Origin of the sequence: Bradyrhizobium nitroreducens, from assembly GCF_002776695.1 — a bacterium.
GTDB classification, from domain to species: Bacteria; Pseudomonadota; Alphaproteobacteria; order Rhizobiales; family Xanthobacteraceae; genus Bradyrhizobium; species Bradyrhizobium nitroreducens.
Map to the genome: position 1 here is coordinate 6,118,764 of NZ_LFJC01000003.1, position 15,634 is coordinate 6,134,397.

The following is a 15,634-nucleotide window of genomic DNA, read 5'->3' on the forward strand; positions in this document are numbered from 1 at the left end:
CGGGCCAAAAGCGCGAAGCGCGTCTTCGCATTTGATGTCCCGGCCATCCACGCCTTACCGCGTGGACGATGAAGACGTGGATGCCCGGGACAAGCCCGGGCATGACGACAGGGATAGGCTAGCGGTTTGTCCGCAAGGGATCGAACCGTCGGGGACGAAGAATGGCGTCACTTAAAGACATGCGCGTCCGCATCGCCTCCACCAAGGCGACGCAAAAGATCACCAAGGCCATGCAGATGGTCGCAGCCTCGAAGCTGCGCCGCGCGCAGACCGCGGCGGAAGCTGCGCGTCCCTATGCCGACAAGATGAGCGCGGTGATCTCCAACATCGCCAGCGCCGCGGCGGGATCGCCCGGCGCGCCGGCGCTGCTGGCCGGCACCGGCAGGGACCAGGTTCACCTGCTGCTGGTCTGCACCGGCGAGCGCGGCCTGTCCGGCGCCTTCAACTCCTCGATCGTGCGTCTCGCCCGCGAGCGCGCCCAGTCGCTGATGGCGCAGGGCAAGGAAGTGAAATTCTTCTGCGTCGGCCGCAAGGGCTATGAGCAGCTGCGCCGCCTGTTCGACAAGCAGATCGTCGAGCATCTCGACCTGCGCAGCGTTCGCCAACTCGGCTTCGTCAACGCCGAGGACATCGCCAAGAAGGTGCTGGCCCGTTTCGACAACGGCGAGTTCGACGTCTGCACGCTGTTCTATTCGCGCTTCCGCTCGGTGATTGCGCAGATCCCGACCGCCCAGCAGGTCATCCCGCTGGTCGTCGAGGCGGGCGCTGCCGCCAACACCACGTCCTACGACTACGAGCCGGAAGAGGACGAGATCCTCACGCGCCTGCTGCCGCGCAATCTCGCGGTCCAGATCTTCCGCGCGCTGCTCGAGAACAACGCCTCGTTCTACGGCGCGCAGATGAGCGCGATGGACAACGCGACGCGCAACGCCGGTGAGATGATCCGCAAGCAGACGCTGGTCTACAACCGCACGCGTCAGGCGCAGATCACCAAGGAACTGATCGAAATCATCTCGGGTGCCGAGGCCGTCTGATCAAGGCGCTTCAGTACCCGTCAAACTCAACTTCCCGGTCGACAAGCTGACCGTGGTCTAAAAATTCGGATCGAAGGAGACATTCAATGGCAGCCCAGGTCGGTCGCGTCACCCAGGTCATCGGCGCCGTCGTCGACGTGCAGTTCGAAGGCCACCTCCCGGCCATTCTCAACTCGCTCGAGACCAAGAACGGCGGCAATCGCCTGGTGCTCGAGGTCGCCCAGCATCTCGGCGAATCGACCGTCCGCACCATTGCGATGGACACCACCGAGGGTCTGGTCCGCGGCCAGGAAGTGACCGACACCGGCGCTCCGATCCGCGTTCCCGTCGGTGAAGGCACGCTCGGCCGCATCATCAACGTCATCGGCGAGCCGATCGACGAAGCCGGCCCGGTCAAGACCGAAGGACTGCGCGCCATCCATCAGGAAGCGCCGAGCTACACCGACCAGTCCACCGAAGCCGAAATTCTCGTCACCGGCATCAAGGTCGTCGACCTCCTGGCTCCGTACGCCAAGGGCGGCAAGATCGGCCTGTTCGGCGGCGCCGGCGTCGGCAAGACCGTGCTGATTCAGGAGCTGATCAACAACGTCGCGAAGGCGCACGGCGGTTACTCCGTGTTCGCCGGCGTCGGCGAGCGGACCCGCGAGGGCAACGACCTCTATCACGAGTTCATCGAGTCCAAGGTCAACGCCGACCCGAAGAATCCGGATCCGAGCGTGAAGTCGAAGTGCGCGCTGGTGTTCGGCCAGATGAACGAGCCGCCCGGCGCCCGCGCTCGCGTCGCGCTCACGGGTCTGACCATCGCGGAAGACTTCCGCGACAAGGGCCAGGACGTGCTGTTCTTCGTCGACAACATCTTCCGCTTCACCCAGGCCGGCTCGGAAGTGTCGGCGCTGCTCGGTCGTATTCCGAGCGCCGTGGGTTATCAGCCGACGCTCGCAACCGACATGGGCGCGCTGCAGGAGCGCATTACCACCACCCAGAAGGGCTCGATCACCTCGGTGCAGGCCATCTACGTTCCGGCCGACGACTTGACCGACCCGGCGCCGGCCACCTCGTTCGCGCATCTCGACGCGACCACCACGCTGTCGCGCTCGATCGCCGAAAAGGGCATCTATCCGGCGGTGGACCCGCTCGACTCGACCTCGCGCATGCTCTCCCCGCTGGTCGTCGGCGAGGAGCACTACGCGGTCGCCCGTCAGGTCCAGCAGGTGCTGCAGCGCTACAAGGCGCTCCAGGACATCATCGCCATTCTCGGCATGGACGAGCTTTCGGAAGAGGACAAGCTGACCGTGGCCCGCGCCCGCAAGGTCGAGCGCTTCATGTCGCAGCCGTTCCACGTCGCCGAAATCTTCACCGGCTCGCCGGGCAAGTTCGTCGACCTCGCCGACACCATCAAGGGCTTCAAGGGCCTGGTGGAAGGCAAGTACGATCACCTGCCGGAAGCCGCCTTCTACATGGTCGGCACCATCGAAGAGGCGGTCGAGAAGGGCAAGAAGCTGGCGGCGGAAGCGGCCTGATTCTAGGTGTCATTGCCGGGCGAAAGTGCGAAGCACGTCTTCAAGCTAAAGTCCCGGCGATCCATCGAACGAAAAATTCGATGGATGGACCCGCGGGTCAGGCCCGCGGGTGACAAGCGGAAAACAACGGATAGCCCATGGCCACCTTCCACTTCGATCTCGTCTCTCCGGAAAAGCTCGCCTTCTCGGGCGAGGTCGACCAGGTCGACATCCCCGGCGTCGAAGGTGACTTCGGCGTATTGGCAGGACACGCGCCGGTCGTGGCGGCGATCCGGCCCGGCATTCTCACCATCACCACTGGCGGCAAGCACGAGAAGGTCATCGTGCTCGGCGGCCTCGCTGAAGTCTCCGAAAAGGGCCTGACCGTGCTCGCCGACGTCGCGACGTCGCTGGCCGAGCTCGACCGCGCCCAGTTCGCCGAGACCATCGCGGAGATGGAAGAAAGCCTGAAGGAGCACGAAGGCGGCGAGCTCGATCACGCCATCGAACGGCTCGACCACTACAAGAGCATTCAGCAGCAGCTCACCTCCACGGCTATGCACTAAGCCCCGGGGCACCGCTCCGGGGCTCAAGCTCAGTATTTCTGAACAGGTTCAGCGCTCGTCACCGACCGTGGCGGGCGCTGAAACTTTGTTGCACCGTGCTGGGGATCGCGGCATTCTGCCCGCATATTTTGTCCCCGGGGCAGGGTGCAGATGAAACGCAAGATCGCGGCGATCTTCGCAGCCGATATTGCCGGTTACTCGAGACTGGTCGCGGAAGACGAGGAGGAGACGCTGCGGCGTCTGGCCTCCTACCGCGAGGTCGTCGACGATTTCATCGCCAAGGCCAGTGGCCGCATCTTCAATACCGCAGGCGATGCCGTGCTCGCGGAATTCCCGAGCGCGGTCGATGCGGTGCGCTGCGCGATCGACATCCAGGAGAGCCTGCGTACCCGCAACATGGCCTATCCGCCGAGCCGGCAGATGTCGTTCCGCATCGGCATCACCATCGGCGACGTGGTCGAGCGCGACGGCGATCTCTTGGGCGACGGCGTCAACATCGCAGCAAGGCTGGAGGGCCTCGCCGAGGTCGGCGGCATCTGCGTCTCCCGTGCGGTGCACGAGCAGGTCGCCAACAAGCTCTCGGTGCAATTCGCCGATATCGGTGCGCAGGAGGTGAAGAACATCCCGACGCCGGTGCATGCCTACATGGTGGCGATGCGGCGCGAGGACGGCAGCTATTCCAAGCCGCAGCTGAAGAAGGCGGCTGCGAAGGTGGCCGCCGCACCGGTGTGGATGTGGCCGCTGGTGGTGGCCGTGGTCTCGATCGTCGGCATCGTCGTCACCGGCTTCCTCTACAACACCAAGCTCAAGCAGACCGCGAGCATCGCAGCTCCGGCCGTGACGCCCAGTGCTGCGCCGAGCCCAACGCCGACTGCAATGGCCGCGTCGCCGACGCCGATGCCGACCCAAATGGCAAAGGCGCCGATGGCGCCGCCGAATGCGGGCGCCGCGATGGCGCCGATGCCATCGCCGTCGCCGTCCGCATCGCCGACATCAGGCCAGCTTTCAGCCGACAGCGTACCCTTCATCAACGAGCGCGTTCGCAGCTTCCTCGCCGGCGATTATGCGAGCTCCGGCGACTACAAGGCCTTCGCGCTCAATGTCGGCGGCTTCACCGGCTCGGCGATGAACCAGCCGAACGAGGAAGCCGCGCGCAACATGGCGATCGAGCAGTGCCAGAAGCGCGCCGACGCCGCGCAATCGCCGCGGCGATGCGAGCTCTATGCGCTCGGCAACACCGTCGTGTACGCGCATGGCAAGCCGCCGATGCCGCCGCCGCCCTACTTCCGGCATGATGCGATGATCGAGCGGGCCTTCGCATCGAAGGATTTTCCGATCGTGCGTGAGCCGCAGAAGGTCCGGCTCGAGAACATCTTCGTGCCCGCGGCGAAATCCCGCTCGGTCGCGCTCGGTCCGGGCGGACAATATTTCATGGTGCTCGGCGCCTCGTCCGCGGAGGATGCGGCGCGGCGGTCGCTGGAATCGTGCGGCGCGATCGCCGGCGTGGCGTGCCTCGTGGTTGCGATCGACGACAATTTCGTCGTGCCGATCCCGACCCTGTTCAGGATCACCGGCTTCTTCAATGCGGCGAGCAACGCCTCGATCGTGGCGGATGCGCGGGGTGAGGTGGTGCGCAAGCTCGGCGACGCCATGGGCTGGAATGCGGTCGCCGTCGGCACCGCCGGCCGGGCAGGTCTTGGCCTCAAGGCCGCCGACGAGCAGGCCGCCGTCAAGTCCGCGCTGGCCGACTGCGCCAAGCGCGACAGCGATTGCCACGTCATCGCGATCGGCCCGTTCACGGTGGGTCCGATCAATTAGAACGTTTTCGAGCGAAGTGGACACCGGTTCGCGTGAAGAAAACGCGTCAAATCAAGAATCTAGAGCTTCGGTTCTGATTCAATCAGAACCGAAAATGCTCTCGAGCCGGATGGCTTTTGATTGACTCGGTCCGGGCGATGCCAAGCATCGTCCCGCGCGCCGGGTGAGGATTCTAACCTCTGGGGGAATCCCACCGGGGAGACACCCTCTCCCCACCCCTCTCCCGCAAGCGGGCGAGGGAGCGAGAGAATGGTGCGCCCCTCACGCGCCAATCTCCGGCGAAAAATTCTCGAATGATTTCAACCCCATTCTACTGTGCATGGGGTTGTTTTCGCAGTTTCGCACTTCCAGGCCGGCAATTGCGGGGCGACCGTACGCAGGCCCTCACGGCGGAACGGACGACAAGACCTGCACCTCTGGTTGCGCGCTGCGCAATTCCAGGCTGTAATGGCTCGGCTTGTTCGCTGCGGTCCAGTCCTTGGTGAATTCCTGGTTTGTCTGGAGCTAGCCATGTCAGCAGAAACAATTGTTCTCGAAATCTTGTCCTCGGACGGCCCGGCGGACGCCGAGATCAGGTCTCGCCTGACGTCGCTCACGCCCGAGCCGATTTCATTTCTGGACAAGCGCAACAACGACGGCGTCCAGTCCGTCGTGGCGATTCTACAGGCCAGCGCCCCACTGCTGACTGCGCTCGCGCCCATCATTGTCGAACTCATCAAGCAGAGGCGCCTCGCCAAGGTCAGGACGCCCCAAGGTGAGATCGCAAATCCAACCGAGCAGCAGTTTCGTGATCTGAGCCGGGGCGGCGAGTAGGCTCGCGAGAGGGCTTATGAGCCTCGACACCGCACACCTCATGGTCTCGGCGACCCTTCCCTTCGGCGCACGCTTCGCCGAAGACAATTTCGCAGGCGATGCCCTCGTCAGGGAATTCTGCGACCTGTTGGCGAGCGAGCTGAAGGTGAGCCCCAGGATGTTCGTATCCTGGTGCTGTCCTCCGTCACCTTTCATCCTGTTGTCGGGGCCGACGACCGTTCTCGTGCGAAGCGAGCGCTTCGACACTCTGCTGGTCGAATATGTGAGGTTGAAGGCGGAGGCCGCTCAGGGCGGCCAAAGGTCGATCGAAGCGAAACTGCGGGCCGCCATCTTTCGCTGGGTCGCGGAGTTCTGCCTGGCCGACAAATTACCCGTCACGGCTCTGCATGCGGCGGTTGCGGCATATCATACGGGTGCGCGGCGCGAGTTTAGTCCCCTGCGCGACGAAAGCTTGGCGAGCGTCGACGAGGTGATGCGCGCCGCTCTTCAATGCTGCAACCTTGCGCATGAATTCGCTCACATTCATCAGGACCATATCGTCCGCGACTCGCTCTCCGCCTCGATCGATGGAATGACGATGCTGGCCCATATCGAGGGGGCACTCCGGGAAGAAGGCCATTCCTCAGCTGACATCAGCGCCATGCTGCAGCTCACGGAGCAGATTGACGCAAGGGTGTTGTTGCGCGAGGTCGATGCCGACCTGCGCGCCCTGCACGCGGTGGGGTTGTTCTTGCAGAAGACGTTCCATGTCACGCCGGTTCAGGCGGTTGAGGCGGCGACCGTTGCAATCGAGGCGCAGAGTTTCCTGAACGCGGCGCGGTTCTCGTGCTCATTGCTTCCGAAGGTCGAGGACGACGCTGCCGACGATCAATCTGCAGTCGATGATTGGCTGAATGCCGCCCAGATTCACGTCAGAGCCAAATGCGTGATGCGGCGGGCCGGCATCTTGTTGGCGCAATGGTCCGAGCCGGACAAGCCCGTCACGGCGGACAAGGTCAATCGCTATGTCCCGCGGATTGACGCAATGTTCGCCGCCAGTGTCCCATTCCGGGTAGCCTTGGACGAAGTCTTGCACGCCGCCCTGAGCTACCTGAAATCTGCGCGTCTCCGCGAGCAGCCGGGCTCCGAGGACCGTTTCGCCGAGCTCTTAGCGGCGGCCGAAGCGCATCCGGAGCTGATGCTGGATCTCTACAAAATGATGATCGCCATAGGCTATCCGGCCCATATCCGGACCAGCACATTCCTGAGTGATCTCTATTTGGAGAGGTGCCGCGGGGGATTGCCGTGCTGAAGAAGATGAATTGCAGCCCAATACCGGCGCAGCGGCGCCTCAAACCGACGATCGCGCGAAGGCCGCAAACTCGCTTGCCACCGCGCGATAGACTTCCCGCCGGAACGGCACCACGAGGTCGGCAACACGGTCGAGGCGCTCCCAGCGCCAGGCATCGAACTCCGCGGGCTGGCCGTTTTGCGGCGTCAGCGGATCGATCTCGTCGTCCTTGCCGGTGAAGCGCAGCGCGAACCATTTCTGGCGCTGGCCGCGGAATTTTGCGAGGCGGTGCGTCTGCGGTCCGTCGTAAGGCGGGAATTCGTAAGTGAACCAGTCGGTCTCGCCGAGGAAGTTTGCGCTGACGACGTTGGTCTCCTCCCAGAGCTCGCGCATCGCCGCATCGCGCAAATTCTCGCCCTCGTCGACGCCGCCCTGCGGCATCTGCCAGTCGAGGCCGGGCAGGATGATCTCGGGCCCGTCGCCCTTGAAGCGGTGGCCGATCAGGACATGGCCATCGGCATTGAACAGCGCGATCCCGACATTGGGACGGTAGGGCTTTTCATTCGTCACGCGCAAATCTCTCATCGTCATTCCCGGGTGCATTAGCACCGAAGCGGGACGACAATTCGATTTATTCATCCGCCAGCGCGGAAAATTCCTGCACCACGCGCTCATAGACCGGGCGCTTGAAGGGGATGATCAGCCCGGTCAGGTTCTTCATCGGTTCCCAGCGCCAGCTCACGAACTCGGCCTTGTGGCCGCCGCCGCCGGGCTTCTCGACGTTGATCTCGCTGTCCTTGCCGGTGAAGCGCACCGCGTACCATTTCTGGCGCTGGCCGCGGTAGCGGCCCTTCCAGGCGCGTCCGGCGACCGTGCGCGGGATGTCGTAAGTGAGCCAGTCGGGGACCTCGCCGAGCCGCTCGACCGAGCGCACGCTGGTCTCCTCATAGAGCTCGCGCTTGGCGGCCTCCCAGGTGTCCTCGCCGGGATCGACGCCGCCCTGCGGCATCTGCCAGACATGGGTGTCGTCGACATGCTCGATGCCGCCAGCGCGGCGACCGATGAACACCAGTCCCTTCGTGTTGATCAGCATCACGCCGACACAGGTCCGGTAGGGCAGATCCTCGTAACGCGCCATTCCGCCAGACCTCTCGCATGCTGCCGGTACGGCTTGACCGGGTCCCTGCCAGGATCCGTGCCGCACCAATTCGTTGATTTAGCTGGATTTTGATTTCAGCATCGCGGTTGTCAATGGCACCAAAAGAATACCCCGGTCGCCCAATGTCTTGGTCCAGGCGCTGATGCGATCGATCGAGACGGGAAGGGCGGAGGCCGTGCCGACGGCCGCGCCGCGCTCGCGTGCCGCCGATTCGAGCTTGTTCAGGGCGCGGTCGATCTCGGTCGGGGTCGGCACCGCGTCGATCGCGATGTCGCCTCTGCCGAACGGCATCGCCGCGCTGCTTGCTGCCTGGGACGCGATGCTGCGGGGCGAGGAGCCGTCGTCGAAGAAGCCGAGGCCGCGCTTGGCCGCCTCGCGGATGATCGGCTGCATCGCCGGCTCCGTCGCGATGAAGCGCGCGCCCATGAAATTGGTGATGCCGGCATAGCCCTGCATCCGGCTCAGATGCCAGTACAGGCGGTCCATGTTCTGGTCGGCGCTGAGCGAGGTCAGCAGCGTCTGCGGGCCCGGGTCGTTGTCGGGAAAGTCGTAGGGCTCCATCGGGATCTGCAGGAAGATCTCGTGGCGCTGCGCGCGGGCGCGCTCGGCGAGCTTGCCGGGATCGGCGCCGTAGGGCGTGAAGGCCAGCGTCACCGCCGGCGGCAGCTTCATGATGGCATCTAGGGTCTTGGCGGCGCCGACGCCGAGGCCGCCGATCACAATGGCAACCACCGGCATCTTGGCGGCCTTGGCACGGTCGGCATCCGCGGCATAGACGTTGAACGGCTTCAGGTCGCCGGCGACCACGGGGATCATGCCGTAGCGCGACTTCTCCAGCAGCTTCGGATCGATTCCGGCCATGACCGGCGGCGGGGCTGAAGCGGCCGCGGCTTCGCTCTTCTCGGCGGCATCGCCGGCGCCGATCACCACGTCGTGGCGCGCGCCGGTCGAGCCGTCGATCATGGTGACGGTCTTCTGCTCGCCCGGCGGTTTCGGCGCGTCCTTGGTCTCGAGCTTGCTGTCCGGCTTGCTCTCGTGCTTGCCGTCCTGGCCGTGACCGGAGGCCGCGGGCTTCTCGTCGGTCGCCTTGGGATCCCGGATCGCGATCCGCGTCATCGGCTCTCCGCCGAGCGGATCCTTGTTGAAGATGGCGAAGCCGGCAAAGGTGAGCAGGAACAGGCCGAGCAGCACGGCGAGCAGCTGCATGGCCGAGAACGGCAGCCGCAGCCGGCGTTTCCGGCGCGGCTTGTCCTGTCCGAGCGGGGCGCTCAGATCATCGGCCGTTTCAGTCATGCGCGATCCCGAATCACTCGTGCCGACGATACCACGCCGAGGTCAAGCGGCGGCAGGCCGGGATAGGCCGGGGATGCCAGCAGGACAACGAGAGTTCCAAACGAAAAGGGCGGCTCCTGGAGCCGCCCTTTGTGGGATCGCGTGAGACGCCGACTTCGTTGGCCGCCTTAGTTCGCGGCCTTAGTTCGCCGCCTTGGGCTTGTCGGTCGTGGCCTTGGTGTCGCCGCCCGGGGCGGGCGCGGCCGAGGCGCTGTTCTTGATGCCGTGGAGCAGGTCGCCGGCGAGCTTGAGCGCCTTGTCGTCCTTGGCGTCCGGCGGGACATAGGACTGCGAGCCGGTCTTCTCGTCGCCGTCGTTCTTGAGATGGCCGCGCAGCGAAGCCTCGCCCTTGGTGTCGGTGCGCGCCTTCAGCTCGTCCGGCACGTCCTGCAGCACTTCGATGTCGGGCACGATGCCCTTGGCCTGGATCGACTTGCCCGACGGCGTGTAATAGCGCGCCGTGGTCAGGCGCAGCGCGCCGTTGCCGCTTCCGAGCGGGATGATGGTCTGCACCGAGCCCTTGCCGAACGAGCGCGTGCCGACGATGGTCGCGCGCTTGTGGTCCTGCAGCGCGCCGGCGACGATTTCCGACGCCGAGGCCGAGCCGCCATTGACCAGCACGATGACCGGCTTGCCCTTGGTGAGGTCGCCGGCATGCGCGGTGCGGCGCTGGGTCTCCTCGGCATTGCGGCCACGGGTCGAGACGATCTCGCCCTTCTCCAGGAAGGAGTCGGAGACGGTAACCGCTTCCTCGAGCAGGCCGCCCGGGTTGTTGCGGAGGTCGATGATGTAGCCCTTGAGCTTGTCGCCGATCTGATTCGAGAGGTTGGCGACCTCGCGCTTCAGGCCTTCGGTGGTCTGCTCGTTGAAGGTGGTGATGCGGATATAGGCGATGTCGTCCTGCTCGATGCGCGCGCGCACCGAACGGACGCGGATGTTGTCGCGCACCAGCGTGACGTCGAGCGGATTGTCCTGGCCCTTGCGGATGATCTTCAGCTTGATCTTGGTGTTGACCGGGCCGCGCATCTTCTCGACCGCCTGGTTCAGGGTCAGGCCCTGCACCGCCTCGTCGTCGAGATTGGTGATGATGTCGTTGGCCATGATGCCGGCGCGCGAGGCCGGCGTGTCGTCGATCGGCGAGACCACCTTGATCAGGCCGTCTTCCATCGTGACCTCGATGCCGAGACCGCCGAACTCACCGCGGGTCTGCACCTGCATGTCGCGGAAGCTCTTGGCGTCCATGTAGCTCGAATGCGGATCGAGGCCGGTGAGCATGCCGCTGATCGCGGATTCGATCAGCTTGGTGTCGTCGGGCTTCTCGACATAGTCCGAGCGCACGCGCTCGAAGACGTCGCCGAACAGATTGAGCTGGCGATAGGTGTCCGCGGTGGCGGCTCGCGCGCTGGAGCCCATGAACACCGCGCGCGGCTGGGTCACGAACAGCGTCAGCGCCGCACCGGTGGCTGCGCTGAGGAGGATTACTGAAGTCTTGCGCATCATCCGCGAACCTTCTCGCCTTCATTTGCGGCCCACCATGGGCCTGGATCGATTGGAGTGCCGTCCTTACGGAACTCGACATACAGCACAGGTTGACTCGCGTTGGTCGCGAGAATGGAGGCGACTTGAGATGTCGACCCCATGGTCGCGACCGGCTCCCCCGTGAGCACAAACTGTCCGATGTTGACCGAAATGCGCTCCATCCCGGCGATCAGGACATGATACCCGCCCCCGGCGTTGAGGATCAAGAGTTGTCCATAGCTGCGGAACGGGCCGGAATAGACCACCCAGCCGTCACACGGTGTCGTGACCTGGGAGCCGGGCTTGGTTGCCAGCGAAATGCCCTTCTGGACCCCACCGACCCCGTCGGAACCGCCAAAATCCCTGATCTTGTTACCGTTAACCGGAAGCGGGAGCAGACCCTTGGCCGAGGCGAACGCGATGGCCGGGGTGGTGCGGGAGCGGTCCTTGAAGGCGCCCGGCCCGGCCTTGGCACTGGCGGCTGCCAGCTTGGCTTCCTTGGCCTCGGCCTGCCTTGCAGCTTCGGCCGCCTTCTCGGCGGCCTTGGCGGCGCTTTGCAGGTCCTGCTCCATCTTGGTGATCAGGCCCTGGAGATCGCCGACCTGCTTTGAAAGCATGATCGCGCGCGAGTTCTCGGCGTCGAGATCCTTTTCGCGCGCCGCCTGCTGGCGCTGCCGCTCGTCGACGAGGGCAGTGAGGCGGGTCTGGTCGCTCCTGACCTTGTCGCGGTCGGCGGCGAGCTGGTCACGCTCGGTGGCGATGGTCTTGCGCAAGGCGACGAGCTCGCCGAGCTCGCTTGCGATCTTCTCGGCGCGGCCGCGCAATTCGGGGACGACGGCGCCGAGCAGCATCGCGGTGCGCAGCGATTGCAGCGCATCCTCGGGGCGCACCAGCAGCGCCGGCGGCGTGCGCCGTCCGGCCCGCTGCAACGCCGCCAGCACCTCGACGATGTCGGCGCGGCGCGAATCCAGTGAAGCGCGCATCTCCTGCTCGCGGCCGTTCAGGTTTCGCAGCCGCGCTTCGGTGTCGTCGATCTTGGTCTCGACCGCGCGCACATTGGCGGCGGTGTCGATCAGCTGTTGATTGAGCTGCGTGCGGTCCTTGCCAAGCGATGTGATCTCGGCCTTGAGCTTGGCCTGCGCTTCCTCGGCGCTCTTTTGCCTGGCGCGGGCGGCTTCCAGCTCCTGCTCGCGCTGCTTGATGGCATCGGGCGAGACGGCTGCGGTCTGCGGCGCCGGCGCAATCGTCTGACCCTGCGTCTGAGCTTGCGCGAGGCTTATGTTCGCTTGCGCGAGGCTTGCGCCGGCAACGCCAGTGATCAGCAGCAGGTTGAGGAGCGGCGCTCGCATCGTGTCGGCAAAGGTGCTCGTTGTGGCGCGCATCACGCGCGGTGATAGGGGTGGCCGGCCAGGATGGTGGCGGCCCGGTAAAGCTGTTCCAGAAGCATGACGCGGACCATTTGATGCGGCCAGGTCGCAGAGCCGAACGCGATCGCGAGCTTGGCCTTACGGCGCAATTCGGGCGAAAGTCCGTCCGCCCCTCCGATCACGAAGATAGTATGTCCGGCCCCCTCGTCGCGCCAGCGGCCGAGATTCCGTGCGAATACGGTGGAATCGAGATTCTGGCCGCGCTCGTCCATCGCCACCAGGATCGCCTTGTCCGGAACATGGGCCGAGATCGCCGCGGCCTCTTCAGCCATCCGCGTGGCGGTGTCGCGCGCGCGGCTTTCGGGGATCTCGTGGATCAGGAGCTCGCGGAATCCGAGCTTGCGGCCGGCCTCGTCGAACCGCTCGAAATAGCGGTCGGCAAGCTCCCGTTCGGGGCCTTGCTTCAGCCGGCCCACCGCAATGACAGCAACACGCATGATGTCTTCAGAGTCGCGTTTTCGAGATCGCGCGCGATAAGCGCGCGCACGACGCTAGCATGCGCGTCAGCCGATTCGAAATCGGCTCAGGTGAGCCTAGATCGCCTTCGCCGCCCCCGGGCCCTGCGTGTACAACCGCTCGAGATTGTAGAATTCGCGGACCTCGGGTCTGAACACGTGCACGATCACGTCGCCGGAATCGATCAGCACCCAGTCGCAATTGGGCAAGCCCTCGACATGGATGTTCTTGATGCCGTTTTCCTTGAGGCTCTTGGTGACGTTTTCCGCGATCGCGCCGACGTGCCGGTTGGCCCGGCCGGTGGTGACGATCATGTAGTCGGAATACGCCGATTTGCCGCGAAGGTCGATGGTGACCGTCTCTTCCGCCTTCATGTCCTCGAGGCGGGAGAGGATCAGGCTCAGCGTCTTGTCGGCGTCGGGTTGCGCCTTCAAGGCCGCAGCTTTGGTCGATGTTTTACGCGTCGGCTTGGCAACCTTGGGTAAAACAGACTTGGACAATACAGATGTGGTCAGGGACCATTCCTTTCACTGTATCGCGAACGCCGAATCCGGCGCTCACCGGTTACACTACATCATGTGGGGTTAAGGGTTTCAATATGCCAGAGAGCCCCCTCCGCACAGTCTGACTCACTTCGTACCTTTCCAGCTTCCGTCCGGGTTCCGCAGGCCGGTCGAGGAGAGATTCAGCTTCATTCCGGTCAGGAAAACCCAGGCCGGCGGCGGCTGATCCGCAAGCAGGGTTGCCTTATTCTCGGGCAGGCGGTAGCGCGCGAGCGCCTGGGCGGCGGGAGAGGCGAGGGCGCGAAAACTCTGCGGCGGGCGATCGATGACCGCAATCGGCACCTGGTCGGCGATGCGCCGCCAGTGCTGCCAACGATGGAATTGAGCGAGGTTGTCGGCGCCCATGATCCAGACAAAGCGCAAGCCGGAGAGGCGGCGGCGCAAGGTGTTGATCGTGTCGATAGTATAGCGGGTGCGAATGACGGATTCGAGACAGCTCACCTCGATCCTGGCATCGTTGGCGACGTCGCGGGCGGCCTGCATGCGCTCGCCGAGCTCGTGCAGATTGCCGTTCTCCTTGAGCGGATTGCCCGGCGTCACCAGCCACCACACGCGATCGAGCTGAAGGCGCTTCAGTGCGAACTGGCTGATCGCGCGATGAGCCTGGTGCGGCGGATTGAACGAGCCGCCGAGCAGGCCGATGCGCATGCCTTCGGTGTACGGCGGTACGGCCTGCGCGAAGAAGCGCGGCACGACGAAATTGTTGCTCAATGCCCCGCGCCTTGCAACGTTACCTACGGCCGCGTCTGCCCGGTGCCGTGAACGCGGTATTTGAAGCTCGTCAATTGCTCGGCGCCGACAGGGCCGCGGGCGTGGAAGCGACCGGTGGCGATGCCGATCTCGGCACCGAAGCCGAACTCGCCGCCATCGGCGAACTGTGTCGAGGCGTTGTGCAGCACGATCGCGGAATCGACCTCGCTGAGGAATTTCTTCGCCGCACGCTCGTCAGCGCTCACGATCGCGTCGGTGTGGTGCGAGCCGTGGCTCTGGATGTGCGCGATTGCGCCGTCGACGCCGTCCACCACTTTTGCGGCGATGATCGCGTCGAGATATTCGGTGTCCCAATCGTCTTCGTTCGCGGGCTTGACGCGTGCATCGGCCTTTTGCACGGCATCGTCGCCGCGTACTTCGCAGCCGGCCTCGATCAGCATCTCGACCAGCGGCTTCAGGTTCTTCGCAGCAGCGGCGCGATCGACCAGCAGCGTCTCGGCCGCGCCGCAGACGCCGGTGCGGCGCATTTTCGCGTTGAGCACGATCGACTTCGCCATGGCGAGGTCGGCGCTGGCGTCGACATAGACGTGGTTGACGCCTTCGAGATGCGCGAACACAGGCACGCGCGCTTCCTGCTCGACGCGTGCGACGAGGCTTTTTCCTCCGCGCGGCACGATGACATCGATCGCGCCGTTCAGCCCCGACAGCATCATGCCGACCGCCGCGCGGTCGCGCGTCGGCACCAGCGTGATGGCGGCTTCGGGGAGGCCCGCGTCGCGCAGGCCCTGCACCAGGCATTCGTGGATGGCGCGGCAGGAGCGGAAACTGTCGGAGCCGCCGCGCAGGATCACGGCATTGCCCGACTTCAGGCACAGCACGCCGGCATCCGCCGCAACGTTCGGGCGGCTCTCGAAGATCACGCCGACGACGCCGAGCGGCACGCGCACGCGCTCGATGATCATGCCGTTCGGCCGCTGCCAGCTCTCGGTGACGATGCCGACGGGATCGGCGATGCCGCGCACGATGCCGATGCCCTCGGCCATGCCCTCGATACGCGCCAGCGTCAGCGTCAGGCGGTCGATGAAGGAGGAGGTGGCATTGCCGGACGCGCGGGCCTCCGCGACATCCTCGGCATTGGCGGCGAGGATCGCCGCCGCATTGCCGCGGATCGCCCGCTCCATGGCTTCGAGCGCCCGGTTCTTCTGCTCCGGCGGCGCCAGCGCCAGCACACGCGCGGCAGCGCGGGCACGGGTGGCGAGATCGGACATCAGCGCCAAGAGATCGCTGGCACGATCGGCATTGCCGTCGACGGCTTTGAGGGGGGCGGCCATTGGGGTTTCAACCTTCTGCTAAGGCAGTGTCCTAGCACGGAAATCCCGGGTTTGGCGAGGCTGGGAATCGCGCCGGCAGGGGCCGCAAGGCCGTGCGGGCCGGCACGAATTCGCTTGGTGGGGCCGGGAAAACACCC

Annotated in this window: 15 protein-coding genes; 6 read left to right on the top strand and 9 right to left on the bottom strand. The window is 65.0% G+C overall.

Annotation, left to right across the window (positions count from 1 at the left end; genetic code table 11):
- Window positions 1-161: 161 nt before the first annotated feature.
- The 6 genes from TSA1_RS29280 to TSA1_RS29305 all read left to right on the top strand — a co-directional run bounded on the left by TSA1_RS29280 (window position 162) and on the right by TSA1_RS29305 (window position 7,021).
- Window positions 162-1,034, top strand: coding sequence for a F0F1 ATP synthase subunit gamma (locus TSA1_RS29280; protein WP_100179355.1), 873 nt, complete (start codon window positions 162-164; stop codon window positions 1,032-1,034).
- 86 nt (window positions 1,035-1,120) lie between these two features.
- Window positions 1,121-2,554 carry a F0F1 ATP synthase subunit beta gene (gene atpD / locus TSA1_RS29285; protein WP_100179356.1) on the top strand — a complete coding sequence of 478 codons (1,434 nt, stop codon included), beginning with the start codon at window positions 1,121-1,123 and terminating at the stop codon, window positions 2,552-2,554.
- A gap of 137 nt (window positions 2,555-2,691) precedes the next feature.
- Entirely contained in the window at window positions 2,692-3,099 is a 408-nt protein-coding gene (locus tag TSA1_RS29290; protein WP_100179357.1) for a F0F1 ATP synthase subunit epsilon, read from the top strand.
- A 150-nt stretch (window positions 3,100-3,249) separates the two neighbouring features.
- Window positions 3,250-4,917, top strand: a complete 1,668-nt coding sequence (locus TSA1_RS29295) for an adenylate/guanylate cyclase domain-containing protein (RefSeq protein WP_100179358.1) — start codon at window positions 3,250-3,252, stop codon at window positions 4,915-4,917.
- 510 nt (window positions 4,918-5,427) lie between these two features.
- Window positions 5,428-5,730 (top strand): hypothetical protein, encoded by a 303-nt coding sequence (locus tag TSA1_RS29300; protein WP_100179359.1) that lies wholly within the window; start codon window positions 5,428-5,430, stop codon window positions 5,728-5,730.
- 16 nt (window positions 5,731-5,746) lie between these two features.
- Window positions 5,747-7,021, top strand: a complete 1,275-nt coding sequence (locus tag TSA1_RS29305; protein ID WP_100179360.1) for a hypothetical protein — start codon at window positions 5,747-5,749, stop codon at window positions 7,019-7,021.
- Window positions 7,022-7,060: 39 nt separating this feature from the next.
- Here TSA1_RS29305 and TSA1_RS29310 read toward each other — a convergent pair whose 3' ends face one another.
- The 9 genes from TSA1_RS29310 to TSA1_RS29350 all read right to left on the bottom strand — a co-directional run bounded on the left by TSA1_RS29310 (window position 7,061) and on the right by TSA1_RS29350 (window position 15,497).
- Window positions 7,061-7,570, bottom strand: coding sequence for an RNA pyrophosphohydrolase (locus TSA1_RS29310; RefSeq protein ID WP_100181404.1), 510 nt, complete (start codon window positions 7,568-7,570; stop codon window positions 7,061-7,063).
- Window positions 7,571-7,631: 61 nt separating this feature from the next.
- On the bottom strand, window positions 7,632-8,138 hold the full coding sequence (locus TSA1_RS29315) for an RNA pyrophosphohydrolase (RefSeq protein WP_100179361.1): 507 nt from the start codon (window positions 8,136-8,138) through the stop codon (window positions 7,632-7,634).
- Between the two features lie 78 nt (window positions 8,139-8,216).
- Window positions 8,217-9,452 (bottom strand): divergent polysaccharide deacetylase family protein, encoded by a 1,236-nt coding sequence (locus TSA1_RS29320; protein WP_100179362.1) that lies wholly within the window; start codon window positions 9,450-9,452, stop codon window positions 8,217-8,219.
- A 180-nt stretch (window positions 9,453-9,632) separates the two neighbouring features.
- Window positions 9,633-10,991 carry a S41 family peptidase gene (locus tag TSA1_RS29325; protein WP_100179363.1) on the bottom strand — a complete coding sequence of 453 codons (1,359 nt, stop codon included), beginning with the start codon at window positions 10,989-10,991 and terminating at the stop codon, window positions 9,633-9,635.
- Entirely contained in the window at window positions 10,988-12,358 is a 1,371-nt protein-coding gene (locus TSA1_RS29330) for a murein hydrolase activator EnvC family protein (protein ID WP_100181405.1), read from the bottom strand. The genes TSA1_RS29325 and TSA1_RS29330 overlap by 4 nt, the downstream gene beginning before the upstream one ends.
- Before the next feature lie 32 nt (window positions 12,359-12,390).
- Window positions 12,391-12,873 carry a 23S rRNA (pseudouridine(1915)-N(3))-methyltransferase RlmH gene (rlmH, locus tag TSA1_RS29335; RefSeq protein ID WP_100179364.1) on the bottom strand — a complete coding sequence of 161 codons (483 nt, stop codon included), beginning with the start codon at window positions 12,871-12,873 and terminating at the stop codon, window positions 12,391-12,393.
- Between the two features lie 96 nt (window positions 12,874-12,969).
- Entirely contained in the window at window positions 12,970-13,326 is a 357-nt protein-coding gene (gene rsfS, locus TSA1_RS29340; protein ID WP_100179365.1) for a ribosome silencing factor, read from the bottom strand.
- 195 nt (window positions 13,327-13,521) lie between these two features.
- The gene (locus tag TSA1_RS29345) at window positions 13,522-14,166 is read right to left on the bottom strand and encodes a nicotinate-nucleotide adenylyltransferase (protein ID WP_174719121.1); all 645 of its coding nucleotides are present in this window, start codon (window positions 14,164-14,166) and stop codon (window positions 13,522-13,524) included.
- Window positions 14,167-14,189: 23 nt separating this feature from the next.
- Window positions 14,190-15,497 (bottom strand): glutamate-5-semialdehyde dehydrogenase, encoded by a 1,308-nt coding sequence (locus TSA1_RS29350; RefSeq protein WP_100179366.1) that lies wholly within the window; start codon window positions 15,495-15,497, stop codon window positions 14,190-14,192.
- Window positions 15,498-15,634 lie beyond the last annotated feature (137 nt).

Coding starts and splice junctions, on each gene's coding strand:
- TSA1_RS29280 (WP_100179355.1), top strand. CDS start 162: ATGGCGTCACTTAAAGACATGCGCGTCCGCATCGCCTCCACCAAGGCG.
- atpD (WP_100179356.1), top strand. CDS start 1,121: ATGGCAGCCCAGGTCGGTCGCGTCACCCAGGTCATCGGCGCCGTCGTC.
- TSA1_RS29290 (WP_100179357.1), top strand. CDS start 2,692: ATGGCCACCTTCCACTTCGATCTCGTCTCTCCGGAAAAGCTCGCCTTC.
- TSA1_RS29295 (WP_100179358.1), top strand. CDS start 3,250: ATGAAACGCAAGATCGCGGCGATCTTCGCAGCCGATATTGCCGGTTAC.
- TSA1_RS29300 (WP_100179359.1), top strand. CDS start 5,428: ATGTCAGCAGAAACAATTGTTCTCGAAATCTTGTCCTCGGACGGCCCG.
- TSA1_RS29305 (WP_100179360.1), top strand. CDS start 5,747: ATGAGCCTCGACACCGCACACCTCATGGTCTCGGCGACCCTTCCCTTC.
- TSA1_RS29315 (WP_100179361.1), bottom strand. CDS start 8,138: ATGGCGCGTTACGAGGATCTGCCCTACCGGACCTGTGTCGGCGTGATG.
- TSA1_RS29320 (WP_100179362.1), bottom strand. CDS start 9,452: ATGACTGAAACGGCCGATGATCTGAGCGCCCCGCTCGGACAGGACAAG.
- TSA1_RS29325 (WP_100179363.1), bottom strand. CDS start 10,991: ATGATGCGCAAGACTTCAGTAATCCTCCTCAGCGCAGCCACCGGTGCG.
- TSA1_RS29330 (WP_100181405.1), bottom strand. CDS start 12,358: ATGCGAGCGCCGCTCCTCAACCTGCTGCTGATCACTGGCGTTGCCGGC.
- rlmH (WP_100179364.1), bottom strand. CDS start 12,873: ATGCGTGTTGCTGTCATTGCGGTGGGCCGGCTGAAGCAAGGCCCCGAA.
- TSA1_RS29350 (WP_100179366.1), bottom strand. CDS start 15,497: ATGGCCGCCCCCCTCAAAGCCGTCGACGGCAATGCCGATCGTGCCAGC.